This is a genomic window from Hydrogenophaga sp. ZJX-1 (assembly GCF_048590325.1).
In the GTDB taxonomy this organism is placed as follows: domain Bacteria; phylum Pseudomonadota; class Gammaproteobacteria; order Burkholderiales; family Burkholderiaceae_C; genus Hydrogenophaga.
Genome location: NZ_JBMBRA010000003.1, coordinates 609,520 through 625,559 on the forward strand (window position 1 = coordinate 609,520; position 16,040 = coordinate 625,559).

The 16,040-nt window shown below is 67.9% G+C and carries 13 protein-coding genes; 1 reads left to right on the forward strand and 12 read right to left on the reverse strand.

All coding sequences use genetic code 11. The annotated features are described in order from the left end of the window. Positions 1-32 precede the first annotated feature (32 nt). Positions 33-5,927, reverse strand: a complete 5,895-nt coding sequence (uvrA, locus tag ACN5W5_RS11740; protein WP_420048682.1) for an excinuclease ABC subunit UvrA — start codon at positions 5,925-5,927, stop codon at positions 33-35. Positions 5,928-6,057: 130 nt separating this feature from the next. Here uvrA and ACN5W5_RS11745 point away from each other — a divergent pair, with 130 nt between their 5' ends. Next, on the forward strand, positions 6,058-7,191 hold the full coding sequence (locus ACN5W5_RS11745) for an ABC transporter substrate-binding protein (protein ID WP_420048683.1): 1,134 nt from the start codon (positions 6,058-6,060) through the stop codon (positions 7,189-7,191). 58 nt (positions 7,192-7,249) lie between these two features. Here ACN5W5_RS11745 and ACN5W5_RS11750 read toward each other — a convergent pair whose 3' ends face one another. The 11 genes from ACN5W5_RS11750 to ACN5W5_RS11800 form a co-directional block, all read right to left on the reverse strand. Then, a complete protein-coding gene (locus ACN5W5_RS11750; protein ID WP_226464872.1) occupies positions 7,250-7,687 on the reverse strand; it encodes a universal stress protein in 438 nt (145 codons plus the stop codon). Positions 7,688-7,822: 135 nt separating this feature from the next. Beyond that, positions 7,823-8,512 carry a 2-hydroxychromene-2-carboxylate isomerase gene (locus ACN5W5_RS11755; RefSeq protein ID WP_420048684.1) on the reverse strand — a complete coding sequence of 230 codons (690 nt, stop codon included), beginning with the start codon at positions 8,510-8,512 and terminating at the stop codon, positions 7,823-7,825. 14 nt (positions 8,513-8,526) lie between these two features. Beyond that, on the reverse strand, positions 8,527-8,742 hold the full coding sequence (locus tag ACN5W5_RS11760) for a DUF1289 domain-containing protein (protein ID WP_420048685.1): 216 nt from the start codon (positions 8,740-8,742) through the stop codon (positions 8,527-8,529). Beyond that, positions 8,739-9,266, reverse strand: a complete 528-nt coding sequence (locus tag ACN5W5_RS11765; RefSeq protein ID WP_420048686.1) for a YbaK/EbsC family protein — start codon at positions 9,264-9,266, stop codon at positions 8,739-8,741. The genes ACN5W5_RS11760 and ACN5W5_RS11765 overlap by 4 nt, the downstream gene beginning before the upstream one ends. 24 nt (positions 9,267-9,290) lie before the next feature. Then, a complete protein-coding gene (locus ACN5W5_RS11770) occupies positions 9,291-9,944 on the reverse strand; it encodes a LysE family transporter (protein WP_226464871.1) in 654 nt (217 codons plus the stop codon). A 5-nt stretch (positions 9,945-9,949) separates the two neighbouring features. Next, positions 9,950-10,858 (reverse strand): hydroxymethylglutaryl-CoA lyase, encoded by a 909-nt coding sequence (locus ACN5W5_RS11775; RefSeq protein WP_420048687.1) that lies wholly within the window; start codon positions 10,856-10,858, stop codon positions 9,950-9,952. Positions 10,859-10,924: 66 nt separating this feature from the next. Then, positions 10,925-11,845, reverse strand: a complete 921-nt coding sequence (locus tag ACN5W5_RS11780; RefSeq protein WP_420048688.1) for a 2-hydroxyacid dehydrogenase — start codon at positions 11,843-11,845, stop codon at positions 10,925-10,927. A 128-nt stretch (positions 11,846-11,973) separates the two neighbouring features. Then, positions 11,974-13,980, reverse strand: a complete 2,007-nt coding sequence (locus ACN5W5_RS11785; protein WP_420048689.1) for a biotin carboxylase N-terminal domain-containing protein — start codon at positions 13,978-13,980, stop codon at positions 11,974-11,976. 8 nt (positions 13,981-13,988) lie between these two features. Continuing rightward, positions 13,989-14,714 carry a DUF4126 domain-containing protein gene (locus ACN5W5_RS11790; RefSeq protein WP_420048690.1) on the reverse strand — a complete coding sequence of 242 codons (726 nt, stop codon included), beginning with the start codon at positions 14,712-14,714 and terminating at the stop codon, positions 13,989-13,991. Positions 14,715-14,741: 27 nt separating this feature from the next. After that, positions 14,742-15,527 carry an enoyl-CoA hydratase/isomerase family protein gene (locus ACN5W5_RS11795; RefSeq protein ID WP_420048691.1) on the reverse strand — a complete coding sequence of 262 codons (786 nt, stop codon included), beginning with the start codon at positions 15,525-15,527 and terminating at the stop codon, positions 14,742-14,744. Next, on the reverse strand, positions 15,524-16,036 hold the full coding sequence (locus tag ACN5W5_RS11800) for a DinB family protein (protein ID WP_420048692.1): 513 nt from the start codon (positions 16,034-16,036) through the stop codon (positions 15,524-15,526). Before ACN5W5_RS11800 ends, ACN5W5_RS11795 begins: the two co-directional genes overlap by 4 nt. Positions 16,037-16,040: the final 4 nt, after the last annotated feature.

Consider the following 16,040-nt stretch of genomic DNA (forward strand, 5'->3'; position numbering starts at 1 on the left):
CGGCTTCGACCGGCTCGGTCCGAACAGATATCTCAGGTCCGCGCGAGCACCGGCCCGAGCACGCGCCCGGTGTGCGTGTCCAGCCGCACCACCTCGTCGGGAGGGGCTTCGGCCACCACGCGGCCACCGCCACCGCCGCCCTCCGGCCCGAGGTCGATGATCCAGTCGGCTTCGGCCATCACGTCCAGGTCGTGCTCGATCACGATCACGCTGTGGCCACCGTCCACCAGGCGGTGCAGCACTCGGATGAGTTTTTCCACGTCGGCCATGTGCAGGCCCACCGTGGGCTCGTCCAGCACGTAGAGCGTGTGCGGGGCCTTCTGGCCGCGGCGCGTGACGTCGTCGCGCACCTTGCTGAGTTCGGTCACGAGCTTGATGCGCTGCGCTTCCCCGCCGCTCAGCGTGGGCGATGGCTGACCCAGCGTGAGGTAGCCCAGGCCCACGTCTTTCAGCAGCTGCAGCGGATGGCTGATGTTGGGCATGCTGGCGAAGAACTCGACCGCCTCGTCCACCTCCATCTGCAGCACGTCGCCAATGCTCTTCCCTTTCCAGGTGACGGCCAGCGTCTCGGGGTTGAAGCGCGCGCCATGGCAGACCTCGCAGGGCACTTTCACGTCGGGCAGGAAGCTCATCTCGATGGTGCGCATCCCTTGACCCTCGCAGCCCGGGCAGCGGCCTTCGCCGGTGTTGAAGCTGAAGCGGCCCGGGCCGTAACCGCGCGCCTTGGCCTCGAGGGTGTCGGCGAAGAGCTTGCGCACCGTGTCCCAGAAACCGATGTAGGTCGCCGGGCAGCTGCGCGGCGTTTTGCCGATGGGCGTCTGGTCGACTTCGAGCACACGGTCCACCACTTCGGAGCCCAGCAGTTTGTCGCAGCCGGTCCAGTTGGGGCGCTCGCCCGCGTCCCAGCTGGTGCGGCCGGCGAAGGTGCTGCGCTGGGACACGGCGGCCGCGGCGTTGGTGAGCAGCACGTCGCGCGCGAAGGTGGACTTTCCGGAGCCGCTGACGCCGGTGACCACGACCAGGCGCTGCAGGGGAACGGCGACGGTGAGGTTGTCGAGGTTGTGCAGCTTGGCGCCGCGGACTTCGAGTGCAGGAGCCGCCCCATCCACGGCTCGCCGCGGCTGCAGCGGGTGCCTCATCGCATGCAGCAGGTAGCGCCCGGTGACGGACTCAGCGTTGGCAGACAGATCGGCCACCGACCCTTGCGCCACCACACGACCACCGCGCTTGCCGGCACTGGGCCCGATGTCGATGATGTGGTCGGCGCGGCGGATGGTGTCTTCGTCGTGCTCCACCACCACCAGCGTGTTGCCCATCTCGCCGAGCTTGTGCAGCGCGTTGAGCAGGATGGCGTTGTCGCGTGCGTGCAGGCCGATGGTCGGCTCGTCGAGCACGTAGCACACGCCCTGCAGATTGCTGCCGAGCTGCGCCGCGAGGCGGATGCGCTGCGCTTCGCCACCGCTGAGCGTGGGCGCGCCACGGTCGAGCGTGAGGTAGTTCAGACCCACTTCTTCGAGGAAGGCCAGGCGGCTTTCAATCTCCGGCAACAGGTCGCGCGCGATGTCGGCTTCGCGGCTCGTCAGCACGGCCACTTTCAGCAAGCCCTGCACCCAAGAGCGGACTTCGTTCACCGACAAGCGTGCCACGTCGGAGATGCCCACACCGCCGAACTTCACCGCGCGGGCCTGGGCATTCAATCGTGTGCCTTCGCAAGCCGGGCAAGGCCGGTCGGCCAGGTCTTCCACCTCGGGTTCGGCGAAGCTCTGCTCGCGGCCGCGCTCGTTGTCGTCGCGCACCGAATCGTCCAGCGCCTTGCGCTGCTCGCGCGAGAGCGCCAGGCCCGTGCCCACGCAGTCGGGGCACCAGCCGTGTTTGCTGTTGTACGAAAACAGGCGCGGATCCAGCTCGGGGTAGCTGGTGGCGCAGACAGGGCAGGCGCGGTTGGTGGAAAAGACTTCCAGCTGGCCCAGGCCCACGGTTGTCACACCCTCGGCCATGGCATGCGCCAGGCCCTGCATCTGGTGCAGCACATGCACCTGCCCTTTGCCGATCTCCAGCGCCTTGCTGAGCTGGCTGCGCAGCCAGGCCTCGTTGGCCGGATCCACCACGCCGTCGGCCACCGGCAGTTCGATGGTGTGTTCCTTGAAGCGGTCGATGCGCGGGAAGCCGCTCGTGGGCAGGAACTCGCCGTCCACACGCAGGTGGGTGTGGCCGCGCGGGCGTGCCCAGTCGGCCAGCTCGGTGTAGACGCCTTTGCGGTTGACCACCAGCGGCGCGAGCAGGCCGATGTGCTGGCCGGCGTAGCGCGTGAGGATGGCGGCGGCGATGCTCTCGGGGCTCTGCGGCATCACGGCCGCGCCGTCGTGCACGCAGTGCTGTGTCCCCAGCTTCACATAGAGCAGGCGCAGGAAGTGCCAGACCTCGGTGGTGGTGCCCACCGTGCTCTTGCGGCCGCCGCGGCTGAGCCGCTGCTCGATCGCCACCGTGGGCGGGATGCCGTAGACCGCGTCCACCTCGGGCCGGCCCGCGGGCTGCACGATGCTGCGCGCGTAGGCATTGAGCGATTCGAGGTAGCGCCGCTGGCCTTCGTTGAACAGGATGTCGAAGGCCAATGTCGATTTTCCCGAACCACTCACGCCGGAGATCACGTTGAACTGCCCACGCGGGATGTCCACGCTCAGGTTCTTGAGGTTGTGTTCCTTGGCGTTGACGATGCGGATGGCGTTGCTGTGGCCCGAGGTGCGCGCGATCGAGGCCCGCTGGCGCTGCGGCTGCTTCAGGTAATCGATCAAGCGGCCTTCGCGCACCGCGTGCACCTCGCCCATGGACTCGGCGTAGTCGCGCAAGGCTTTGGCGGTGTGGCTGGCGGGGTGCTGTCGCACGTCTTCGGGCGGCCCCTCGGCCACCACCAGACCACCGCCCGTGCCGCCCTCGGGACCAAGATCGATCAGCCAGTCGGCGGCGCGGATCACGTCGAGGTTGTGTTCGATCACGACCAGCGAATGCCCGGCTTCGAGCAGCTTGCGCAGGCTGCGCATGAGCTTGGCGATGTCGTCGAAGTGCAGGCCGGTGGTGGGCTCGTCGAACAGGAACAGCGTGCCCTTGCGCGAGACCGGCTGGCGGCTCGCGCTGGCGCTCTTGGCGGCTTCGGCCAGGAAACCCGCGAGCTTCAGGCGCTGCGCCTCGCCGCCCGACAGGGTCGGCACCGGCTGGCCCAGTTTCACGTACTCCAGCCCCACGTCCACGATGGGCTGCAGCGCACGGATGACCTCGCGGTCGTTGACGAACAAGGCAGCGGCTTCGCTCACGGTGAGGTCGAGCACGTCGGCCACGCTGAACCAGCGGGCCCCGCGTTCAAGCTTCACTTCCAGAATCTCGGGCCGGTAGCGTCTGCCGTCGCAGTCGGGGCAGCGCAGGTACACGTCGCTCAGGAACTGCATTTCCACATGCTCGAAGCCGGAACCGCCACAGGTGGGGCAGCGCCCGTCGCCGCTGTTGAAGCTGAACTTGCTGGCGGTGTAGCTGCGCTGGCGCGACAGCGGCGCGTCGGCGAACAGCGCGCGCACGGCGTCCCAGGCGCCCACATAGCTCACCGGGTTGGAGCGCGCGGTCTTGCCGATGGGCGACTGGTCGACGAAAACGACCTCGCTCAGGAAGTCGGCGCCGAGCAGGCGGTCGTGTGCGCCCGGCGAGTCGGTGGACTTGCCGAAGTGGCGCAGCAGCGCGGGCGCGAGCACGTCCTGGATCAGGCTCGACTTGCCCGAGCCCGACACGCCGGTGACGACCACCAGCCGCTGCAGCGGGAACTCGACACTCACGTTCTGCAGGTTGTGCTCGCGCGCGCCTTCCAGGATCAGCCGCGGTGTGCTGTCGGTCACCATGCGCTTGAAGCCCATGCCCACGGTCTTGCGCGCGCCGAGGTAGGCGCCGGTCAGTGTGTCGGCGCTGCGGATCTGCTCGGGCGTGCCGTCGAACACGATCTGGCCGCCGCGCTCGCCCGGGCCGGGGCCCATGTCGATCAGGCGGTCGGCCGCCAGCATCACGGCCGGGTCGTGCTCGACCACCACGAGCGTGTTGCCCGCGTCGCGCAGGCGCAGCATGGCGTCGTTGATGCGCGCCATGTCGCGCGGGTGCAAGCCGATGCTGGGTTCGTCGAGCACGAAGAGCGTGTTCACCAGCGAGGTGCCGAGCGCGGTGGTGAGGTTGATGCGCTGCACCTCGCCACCGCTGAGCGTGCGGCTCTGGCGGTCCAGCGTGAGGTAACCAATGCCGACTTCGCACAGGTAGCGGATGCGGGTGTTGATCTCTTCGAACAGCAGGCGCACCGCCTGGGCCTGGCCGGCGCCCGCAAGGTCCGAGCCCGCCGGGACCAGGGTCCGGTCCAGCGCGGCGAAGAACACCCGCAACTTGTCCAGCGGCAGCAGCATCAGGTCGTGCAGACACAGGCCGGGCAAAGCCTCCAGCTGCGCACGCGACCACTTCACGCCCTTCGGCAGGTACCGGTTCTCGGGCGGCAGCACCGCGTCAGCCTGGGCCTTGGTGCCGATGCGCCACAACAGGCTGTCGGTCTTCAGGCGCGCGCCGCCGCAACTCGGGCATTCGGTGTAGCTGCGGTACTTGGACAAGAGCACGCGGATGTGCATCTTGTAGGCCTTGCTCTCCAGGTACTCGAAGAAACGCGCGATGCCGAACCAGTGCTGGTTCCACTTGCCGTTCCAGTTCGGCGAACCGGCCTTGACCCAGTGCTGCTGCTCGGGCGTGAGCTTGTTCCAGGGCGTGTCGCGCGGGATGCCCGCGCTTTCAGCGTGGCGCATCAGGTCGTCCTGGGCCTCTTTCCAGGCGGGGGTCTGGAAGATCTTGATCGCGCCGTTGCGCAGCGTGAGCTTGTCGTTCGGGATCACGAGGCCATAGTCCACCCCGATCACCCGGCCAAAACCACGGCAGGCCTCACAGGCGCCCACGGCCGAGTTGAACGAAAACATCGACGGCGTGGGGTCGGTGTAGCGGATGTCGCTTTCGGGGCAATGCAATCCGGTCGAGAACCGCCAGATCACGGGCTCGGCGCCCTCCTCGCCCAGCACATAGACCATCAGCTTGCCACTGCCACGCTTGAGGCCGGCTTCGATGGCCTCCATCACACGCACCTGCTCGGCGGTACCGATGCGGAAGCGGTCGGCCACCACGTCGAGCACTTTCACAGCTTCGCTGGCCGCGGCGCTCTTGGTGGCTTTGACCTTGGTGGTTTTCGCCGTTTTCGCATCGGGCGCCGGTGCGGCGCGCTGCACGATGCGCTCGGCCTGCACCCGCGTGTAACCGCTGGCCGAGAGCCATTGTTCGATTTCTTCGGGTGTGGTGCTGGCCGGCAGTTCCACGGGGAAAGTGACCACCAGCCTGGGATCGTTCAACGCAGCACAACGCTTCTGCAGCTCGGCGTAGATCGACTCCGGCGAATCGTGCCGCACCGGCAGCGCGGTCTCGCGGTCAAACAGGTCGGCGCCGCGAGCGAACAGGAGCTTCAGGTGGTCGTTCAGCTCGGTCATCGTGCCCACGGTCGAGCGCGAGCTGCGCACCGGGTTGGTCTGGTCGATGGCGATGGCGGGCGGCACGCCGTCCACCCGGTCCACCGCAGGTTTGTCCATGCGGTCGAGGAACTGGCGCGCGTAGGCGCTGAAGGTCTCGACGTAGCGGCGCTGGCCCTCGGCGAACAGCGTGTCGAACACCAGGCTGGACTTGCCCGAACCGCTGGGCCCGGTGACCACCGTGAGCTCACCGGTGCGGATGTCGAGGTCGATGTTCTTGAGGTTGTGCTGGCGCGCGCCGCGGATGCGGATCAGCCCGGTCTCGGTGTGCGCCGGTCTGTCTGCCGGCGCAGCATCCGCGGGTTCGGACGGGGACGAGGGGTTCAGGAGCGGGTGCGCATCAGACATGAGGGGGTTTCCGGTGGGGAGGCAAACATTCTAGGAGCGCAAGGACCCGCACCGTGCGCGGCTACGTCATTTCCACAATTTCGCGGAACGGCGCCGCGCCTAGACTGGCGCCATCGCTGGAGACAAACACATGACACACACCCGCCCAGGACATCGCCTGGCCCTGGTCACCGCCTGCCTGGCGGCCCTCACCACCCTCGCCATGCCCGCCTGGGCCCAGCTGCGCATCGGCCAACCCTCGGGCTTCACCGGTTCGGTGTCGGCCGGCGTGAAAGAGAACACCGAAGGCGCCAAGCTCTACCTCAACGCGGTCAACGCGCGCGGCGGCGTGAACGGCCAGAAGATCGAACTGATCTCGGTGGACGACCAGTTCGACCCCAAGCGCACGGTCGAGGTGGCCGGCGAGCTGATCACCCAACAGAAGGTGCTCGCGCTGTTCCTGAACCGCGGCACACCGCACGCGCAGGCCCTGTTGCCGCTGCTGGCGGAGCACAAGCTGCCGCTGGTGGGCCCCAGCACGGGCGCCATGGCGCTGCACACCCCCGTCAATCCCTGGGTGTTCAACGTGCGCGCCACCTACCAGCGCGAAGCGGCCAAGGCCATCGAACACCTGGCCAGCATCGGCATGACGCGCATCGCGGTGCTGCAGACCGACGATTCGTTTGGTGCGGATTCGGCCACCGGGGCGCAGAAGGGTTTTGAGAAGGTCGGGCAGAAACCGCTGCTGCTGGAGAAGTTTCCACGCGACAAACCCGAATTTGCCGCGCTGGCCCAGCAAGTGACCCAGCAGAAAGCCCAGGCCGTGATGGTGATCGGCTCGGCCGGCAACACCGCCAACGCGGTCAAGGCGATCCGCGCCGCCGGCTCCCGGGCGCAGATCGTCACCCTGTCCAACAACGCGTCGGAGGGTTTCATCAAGCTGCTGGGTGAACACGCACACGGCGTGATCGTGACCCAGGTCTTCCCGAACGAGCGCTCGCTGACCTACCCCCTGATCCGCGAGGCGCAGACACTGGCCAAGGCCAAGGGCATGGAGGGCGTGTCACCCGCGATGATCGAAGGCTTTGCGGCGGCCAAGGTGCTGGTCGAAGGCCTGCGCCGCGCCGGGCCCAACCCGACATCCGAAGGCCTGCGCGACGCGCTGGAGGGCCTGCAGAACTTCAACATCGGCGGCCTGAGCGTCAGCTACGGACCGGACAACCACACCGGCCTCGATTTCGCCGACCTGTCGATCGTGGACGCCTCCGGCAGATTCCGGAGGTAACCCCCTGCGTCGCCGCCCCCTTGAGGGGGTCGCGCGAAGCGCTGCGGGGGTGTTTCCTTCAGCCCTTGACGATCATCACCGGCACACGGGCGTGCGTGAGCACCTTCTGCGCCACGCTGCCCAGGATCAGGGCCTTGACGCCCTGGCGGCCGTGCGACGCCATGACGATCAGGTCGCAACCTTCGGCCTGCGCGGTCTCGATCACGCCCTCGTAGACCACGTTGCGCTCGATCGTGTCACCGGCGAAGGGCACGCCTTCGTCTTTGCAGACCTTGCCCAGGGCCTCCAGCGCTTGTCCGGCGGCGCTGCGGGCTTCGGCCATGTAGGCCTGCAAACCGACGGCGGATGCATCACCGATGCCGATATAGGGAAACGGGTCGATCACATACACACCCACGACCTGCGCACCCTGGCTCTTGGCGAGCTGGGCGGCGATGGTGGCTGCGCTCTGCGCCAGGGTCGAGCCATCGGTAGGGACCAGAATTTTTTTGAACATGCCATATCTCCTTGTGGGTGAAAGTGTTTCAGTTCCAGCCCGAGGCCCGTCTGAGGGTCCCGGCCGCGACGGGGACACACCATCTTAGCCGTCGCCGCGCGCACCCCGACTTGAGGCTTGTCAACGACAAGGGCGTCAGCCCCCGCGGCGCACGCCCACGGGCAGCGCCGCCGCGGCGTCCCAGGCACCGGAATCGAACCAGGGATCACCCTCCAGCAGGGCCCGCAGCATGGGCAGCGCATCCTGCCCCCAGAACACACGGCCACGGGTCTCCAGTGCCGGCACGCCGAACAGGCCGAGCGCCAGCGCTTCGTCGGTGTTGCTGCGCAGGCGCTGTTTCACCAGCTCGCTGCCGGGCGCGTGCCAGGGCTTCTCGCGCTGGGCCATGTGGTCCTGCAGCAGCGTCTGCAGCGCGGCCAGGCGATCGGGCGCCACCGCATCGCCGCCGCCGTGCCAGACGTGGTGGAACAGCTGCTCGGTCACGTAGCGGTTGGTCTCGCCAGGTGCATCGTCCGTGGCGGTGCAGAGGCCCAGGCGCAGCAGCGCCAGCGGGTTGAACGGGTGGGCGGCCGGCAGGTCGAGTGGCACGCCGTGCCGGTGCGCCAGCCAGCCCACCTGGCGGTAGGTCCAGTCGCGCTTGGACGGAATCTCCGCCGGCCCGAGCTGGCCGTTGGCTTTGAGCAAGGCGGCGAACAGCACCGGCTTGTAGCGCACGCGCACGCTCAGCCCCATGAGCGCTTCGGGCAGACGCTCGAACGCGAGGTAGGCGTAGGGCGAGATCGGGTCGTACCAGAACGTGATGTCGTGCAGGGAGTCAACGCTCATGGAGTCCTCTCGGGTCAGGCGCTCTGGCGCGCCTCGATACGTTCCCAGATCACCAGCTTTTCCGCATCCGCCAGTGCGCTCCAGGTGGCGATTTCGGGCAGCGTGCGATAGCAGCCCTTGCAGCTGCTGCTGCGCTCATCCAGTTCGCAGATGGACACGCAGGGCGAGGGCACGCCGGGGCCGGGGTGGCGTTCGCGCGCGTCGCGCAGGTTGATCAGCGGTTCGTTCATGGGGAGGGATTCAGCGGCGCGGTGACGTCGTGCACCGGCGCGTCGGTCAGGCTTTGCAGTTCGTGCGGGCTGAGGCGGAACACACCGTGCGGGTGGCCCGCCGCGGCCCAGATTTCGGCAAAGCGGAACAGCTGGTCGTCGATCAGCGTCACCGGCGGCGTGGCGTGCGCCAGCGGCGACACGCCGCCGATGGAAAAACCGGTCTTGCTCTTGACGAAATCGGCGTCGGCACGGCCGAGCTTGCCGCCCTCGGCGCAGACGATGGCCTGCACCTTTTTTTCATCCACGCGCAGGTCGCCCGAGGTGATGACGAGCACGGCTGCGTCGTCGCTCTTGCGGCGGAAGATGATGCTCTTGGCGATCTGGCCCAGCGCCACGCCGAGTGCGTCGGCGGCCTGCTGCGCGGTGCGCGCGGCGTCGTCGAGCATCACGGGCGTGTGGGGGTGGCCGCGTTCGGCCAGCGCGGCCATGACACGCTGCACGCCGGGCGGCAGCTCCACAGGATTCAAGGTGTCGTCAGTCATGGTCGGGAATGGTACCTGCCACCATCAGGCGGCCCGTTTCACCAGCATCAGGCTCGCGCCCATGGCCACCAGCACGCCGCCGAACACGCGGTTCTGCGCACGGCGCGCCTTCGCGGTGGCCAGCCAGCGCTGCGCGCGCGATGCCAGGAAAGCGTAGCCGTGCATCACCACCAGATCGACCGAGATCGAGGTCACCAGCAGGATCAGCAGCTGCAGCCACAGCGGGCGCAACGGGTCGATGAACTGCGGCAGCACCGCCACCATGAACACGATGCCCTTGGGGTTGGTCACGTTGGTCATGAAGCCGGTCAGCACCCGCTGGCGCACCGTGGGCAGCCCGGGCTTCAGGCCCGCCACGCCGTCTGCGGCCTGCTGGTGGGCATGGGCCGCATGCACCGGCGAGCGCCACTGCTTCACACCCAGCCAGATCAGGTAGCCCGCGCCCAGCACCTTGACCACGGTGAACGCGGTGGCCGACGCGAGCAGCAGCGCGCCCACGCCCACCCCGGCGATCAGCAGGATCACCGACAGCCCCAGCTGCAGGCCCGCGATGGTGGCGCTGGTGTGGCGCACGCCGTAGGCCAGACCATGGCTCATGGACAGCACCGCGCCCGAGCCCGGTGAAATCGCGATCACCCAGGAGGCGGCGAAGAAGGCAAGCCAGATGTTGAGATCCATGGTGTTCAGCCTTGCCGCTTCGTCAGCAACGCGCGCGCCACGCGCGAGCCGCTCGGGCGGTTCAGGTGTTCGCTGATGAACTGGCCGGCGTCCACCAGCTTGTCCAGATCGATGCCGGTCTGAATGCCCATGCCGTGCAGCAGGTAGACCACGTCTTCCGTGGCCACGTTGCCGGTCGCGCCCTTGGCATACGGGCAACCGCCAAGACCGGCCACGGAGGACTGGAAGTTCCAGACGCCCATCTGCAGTGCCGCCAAGGTGTTGGACAAGGCCTGGCCATAGGTGTCGTGGAAATGCCCGGACACCTGATCGATGGAAAAGTGCCTGAGCGTTGCTTCGATGGCGGCCTGGACCTTGCGCGGCGTGCCCACGCCGATGGTGTCGGCCACGTCCACACGCTCGACGCCGACGCCCTTCATCAGCCCCGCCAGGTAGTCCACGCGCTCGGGAGCGATCTCGCCTTCGTACGGACAGCCCACGGTGCAGCTCATGGCGCCGCGCACGGCGATGCCTGCAGCCTGGGCCGCGGCGACCACGGGCGCGAAGCGTTCGATGCTCTCGGCGATGGAGCAGTTGATGTTCTTCTGGCTGAAGGCCTCGCTGGCGGCACCGAACACCACGATCTCATCGGGTCGGTCGAGCAGCGCGGCCTCGAAACCCTTGAGGTTGGGCGTGAGCACCGAATAGCGCACGCCGGCCTGACGCGTGATGCCGCTCATGACCTCGTGGTTGTCGGCCATCTGCGGCACCCATTTCGGGCTCACGTAGCTCGTGACCTCGATCTCCTTCAGACCCGCGGCCTGCAGGCGGTGCACCAGCTCGATCTTCACCGCCGCCGGCACTGGCTGCTTTTCGTTCTGCAGGCCGTCGCGCGGGCCGACGTCGATGAGGTGGACTTTGGATGGGATGTTCATGAATGTCTCCGAAAGGCTTGACCCCCTCTCCCGCTCAGCGGGAGAGGGTTGGGGTGAGGGCTGAATTCAATAACCCCTGACAGGATCGACCACACCCGCAACAGGCTGACCCGCTTCCAGCGCGCGGATCTTGCCCGCGATCTGGGCGATGCTTTCATCGCGCAAGGTGCGTGCGGATGTGTGCGGGGTGACGGTGATCTTCGGGTGGGTCCAGAACGGATGTTCGGCCGGCAGCGGTTCGGTGCGGAACACGTCCAGCATGGCGCCGGCCATCTGGCCGCTCTCCAGCAGGGCGAGCAGGTCGGCCTCGACCAGGTGCGCGCCACGCGCCACGTTGATCAGGTAAGCGCCGGGCTTCAACCGTCCGAGTGTGTCGCGGTTGAGGATGTCCCGCGTGTCGGGCGTGAGCGGCAGCAGGTTGACCAGCACCCGGCAGTCTGAGAGGAAGGTATCGAACCCGGCCTCTCCGCTGTGCGTGACCACGCCCTCGATGGCCTTGGGCGTGCGGCTCCAGCCAAGCACCGGAAAGTCGAACACCCGCAGCGCCCGGGCCACGCGCTCACCGAGCACGCCCAGGCCCATCACACCGATGGAAAAGTCCTGGCGATCCCGCGGCTTGCGGTACGACCACTTGCCCGCCTTCACGTCGGCCTCGTAGCCATCGAATTCGCGGAAGTGGCGGATCACGGCGTGGCACACGTATTCGGCCATCTGCACCGACATGCCCGCGTCGTCAAGACGCACGACTTTCACGCCGGGCGGCAGGCGCAGCTTGAGCAGCGCGTCCACACCCGCACCGATGTTGAACAGGCCCTTGAGCGCCTGCTGCTCGTCGAGAAACTGTTGCGGCGGCGCCCAGACCACGGCGTGGTCGGCCTGTGGCGCACCGGATTCCCAGACCTCGACGGACGCGTCGGGAAAGGCCGCGCGCAGGCCGTCCAGCCAGGGTTGTGCCTTGGTGTCGGTGCAGCAGAAAGTGATGTTCATGCGGCGAGCTTATGGCAAGACGAAAAGCCTGCTGGCTGGGAGGCCCGTTCGCGCCGGGCCCATCGACAGGCCCGGGCCAACGGTGAATGCGAATCCGCACCGCCGTGATACTGCGGCCCGTTGGGAGATCAGGCGGTCTGGATTTTCAGCAGCTCCGCGCCCTCGGCCACCTGGTCGCCCGGCGCGTACAGCAGCTCGGCCACCGTGCCGTCGGCCGGCGCGGCGATGGTGTGTTCCATCTTCATGGCCTCCATCACCGCGAGCGGCTGGCCCTTCTTCACCGCGTCGCCGGCCTTCACGGCGAACGACACCACCTTGCCCGGCATGGGCGCGGTGAGGCGCCCCACGTCGTGCGCCGCTTCGCCGGCGTGGGCGAGTGCGTCGAGCTCGGTGATCTGGGTGGCGCCCAGGGCACAGAAGATGTGCACGATCTCTTCGCGCTGCCAGGTCTGCACCGTCTGGCGCTGGCCCATGAAGCGCAGGTCCATCAACGTGCCGTTCTCCGCCGGCAGCGCATCAAACCCAAGCAGGCCGCTGGTTTCATGGAACGCCAGTTGCAGCGCGCCGTCGTGCAGGTAGGTCAGGCTGGCCTGCATCGCCTCGCCCAGGTATTCGAAGTCGAAGCGGCGCACGGTCAGGCCGTGCGGGCGCCAGCCGTCGCGGCGCGAGAACGGGTCTTTGCCTTCGCTCGCCCGCTCGGCCAGCAGGGTCTGCGCCACGGCGGCGGCCACCGCGAGGTTCAGACCCACCTTGTCCTGGTTGAACAGCACGCCCGCTTCGCGCGGGATCAGCGCCGTGTCCAGGTTGGCCTGCGCGAACGAGGGGCTGGCGACCACGTGGCGCAGGAACTGCACGTTGGTCGACAGGCCGACGATGCGCGTTTCGGCCAGCGCGGCGTCGAGCCGGGCCAGCGCCTCGGCGCGGGTGCGGCCGTGCACGATCAGCTTGGCGACCATGGAGTCGTAGAAGGGGCTGATGGCGTCGCCCTCGCGCACGCCGTCGTCCACGCGCACCGAGCCGCGTTCGAAGCTGGTGCAGGCGGGCTTGCGGTAGACGTCGAGCCGGCCGGTGGCGGGCAGGAACTGGTTGTCCGGCGTTTCGGCGCAGATGCGGGCTTCGATGGCGTGGCCGTCGATGTGCAGTTGCTCCTGTGTCAGCGGCAGCGGCTCGCCGCTGGCCACGCGCAACTGCCACTCGACCAGGTCCAGGCCGGTGATGGCCTCGGTCACCGGGTGCTCGACCTGCAGGCGGGTGTTCATCTCCATGAAATAAAAGCGCATGCCGCCTTCGGGCGGCTGCTCGACGATGAACTCCACCGTGCCGGCACCCACGTAGTTCACGGCGCGCGCCGCGGCCACGGCGGCCAGGCCCATCTGCTGGCGCAGCTCGGGCGTCATGCCCGGTGCGGGCGCCTCTTCCAGCACCTTCTGGTGGCGGCGCTGCACCGAACAGTCGCGCTCGAACAGATACACGCAGTTGCCGTGCGTGTCGCCAAACACCTGGATCTCGATGTGGCGCGGACGCTGGGCGTATTTCTCGACCAGCACCGCGTCGCTGCCGAAACTGTTGATGGCCTCACGTTTGCACGAAGCGAGCGCTGCCGCGAAGTCTTCGGCCTTCTCCACCGCACGCATGCCCTTGCCACCGCCGCCGGCGCTGGCCTTGATCAGCACCGGATAACCGATGCGGTCGGCCTCGTGCTTGAGCATGGCCGGGTCCTGGTCGGCACCGTGGTAGCCCGGCACCAGCGGCACGCCAGCGCTCTCCATCAGGCGCTTGGATTCGGCCTTCAGGCCCATGGCCTGGATGGCGCTCGCGGGCGGGCCGATGAACACCAGACCGGCTTCGGCGCAGGCGTTGGCGAAGGCTTCGTTTTCGCTCAGGAAACCGTAGCCGGGGTGGATGGCCTGGGCACCGGTGGCCTTGGCGGCATCGAGGATGCGCTGCCACTGCAGATAACTGTCTTTCGGCGCGCTGCCACCGATGTGCACCGCCTCGTCACAGGCGGCCACGTGCTTGGCACTGGCGTCGGCGTCGGAATACACGGCCACGGTACGCACGCCCATGCGGCGGGCGGTGGCGGCGACGCGGCAGGCGATCTCGCCTCTATTCGCAATCAAGATCTTGGTGAACATTCGAGGCCTCAGGCGGTAGCAGAAGAAAACAGGGACTGCGCGCGGCGGAACACCGCGCGCAGGAACTTGAACAGCATCCAGGTGACGATCCACATCAGCACCACGGCGATGACCAGCAGCACGCCGAACACCAGCGGATGGTTCGTGGCCAGCCAGACCGCGCCGACCACCAGGCCGTCTTCGACCAGGCTCATGGCGATGTTGGAAAACGGCTCGGGCGAGCTGTTGATGGCCGCTCGCGTGGTGGTCTTGGCGGCCTGGCTGCTGGCCGCGAGCGTGCCGCCGAGCAGCGCGCCCACCAGGGCCATGGTGCTGCCATCGGCACCCAGCGCCCCCGCCGCCAGCGCCGCACCGGCGGGGATGCGGATCACGCTGTTGACCATGTCCCACAACGAGTCGAGCCCCGGGATCTTGTCGGCAAAAAATTCCACGAACAACAGTGCGCCGCTGGTGATGAGCATGGCCGGGTGTTGCAGCACCTGCAGGTCTTCGGGCAACGGCATCCAGCCCAGAGCGCCCGACGCACCCACCAGGAACACCACCGCGTAAAGCCGGAAGCCGCTGACCCAGCCGAGCGCCGCGGCCAGCGCCAGCAGGCTGGGCATGTCGAGCTGGCTGGCGGCGGCGCTCACGCCCTCGACCACCTGGCCACCGACTTCATTGACCGCGCCCGTGCCCGCACCCAGACCCAGGCCGTGCAGCCAGTTGGCGAGGGTGGTCCAGAGTGCGTCCATGGTGTTCTCCTTCCGGGAAGAAACCGTCTAGCCCGCCAGCCACGCGGGCTTGCGCTTCTGCAGAAAGGACTGCACGCCCTCGCGTCCTTGTTCGCTCGCGCGGATGTCGGCAATGCCCTGCACCGTGGCGGCGATCAAGCCGGCGTCGATTTCGCGCTCGGCCACGTCCTGTACCAGCCGTTTGCAGGCGCGCACGGCAGCCGGGCTGGCGCTCACCAGCGCCTGGGCCAGTTCATTCACCTTCGCGTCCAGCGCCTCGGCGCCCACCAGCTCGTGCACGAAGCCGACGCGGTGCGCCTCCTGCGCGCTGAAGCGCTCGGCCGTGAGAAAGTAGCGGTGAGAGGCGCGCGCGCCCATGGCGCGGATCACGTAAGGGCTGATGGTGGCCGGGATCAGGCCCAGCTTCACCTCGCTCAGGCAGTAGGTCGCCGTGTCCACACTCACCGCCATGTCGCACGCGGCCACCAGCCCCATGCCGCCGGCGAACACATCGCCCTGCACGGCCGCGATGGTGGGTTTGGGGCACTCGTAGATCGCCTTCAACATGGCCGCGAGCTGGCCCGCATCGGCCACGTTCTCGTCGCGCGTGTAGTCGGCCATGCGGCGCATCCAGTTGAGGTCGGCCCCGGCGCAGAAGGCCGGTCCCACGGCCGCCAGCACGACGGCGCGCACGTCGTCGCGCGCGCCCATGGCTTCGAACGCGGCCTTGAGTTCCTGGATCACATCGTCGTTGAAGGCGTTGCGCACCTCGGGGCGGCTGAGCGTGATGCGCGCGATGCGGTCTTGGACCGCAATGGTCAGTGCTGTACTCATGGCGTCTGGGCTTCCAGTTGCAGGTGGTACACCCAGTCCAGCTCGGGGCCGGGCTGGCCCAGGGCGGTGAGCGCGGCGGTGATCTGGCCGCGGTGGTGGGTGGCGTGGTTGAACACGTGCGCCAGCGTGGCCGCGAACGGCAGCGACTGCGGAACGCCCTTCATGGTCTGGTAGTCCAGCTGGCCGTCAAAACGCTCGGCGGGCCAGCTGGCGATCAGGTGCTCCCAGTTGGCGGCACCGCCTTTGAGCGCCTGCCCGAGGCGTTCGCGGTCGGGTTCGATTTCGGCATCCAGCGCCAGCAGCGGTGAAGCCCCCTTAGAGAAACGCGCGTACCAGAGCAGGTGCTCACCCACCAGCAGGTGGTTCAGCGTGCCGTGGATGCTCTTGAAGAACAGACCCACGTCGCGCTTGTATTCGTCATCGTTCAGACGGGAAACCGCGTCGAGCAGTCGGTGCGTGGCCCAGACGTGGTAACGCGCCTGTCGGGTGAAGTGGGCGATCGGGTCCATACCG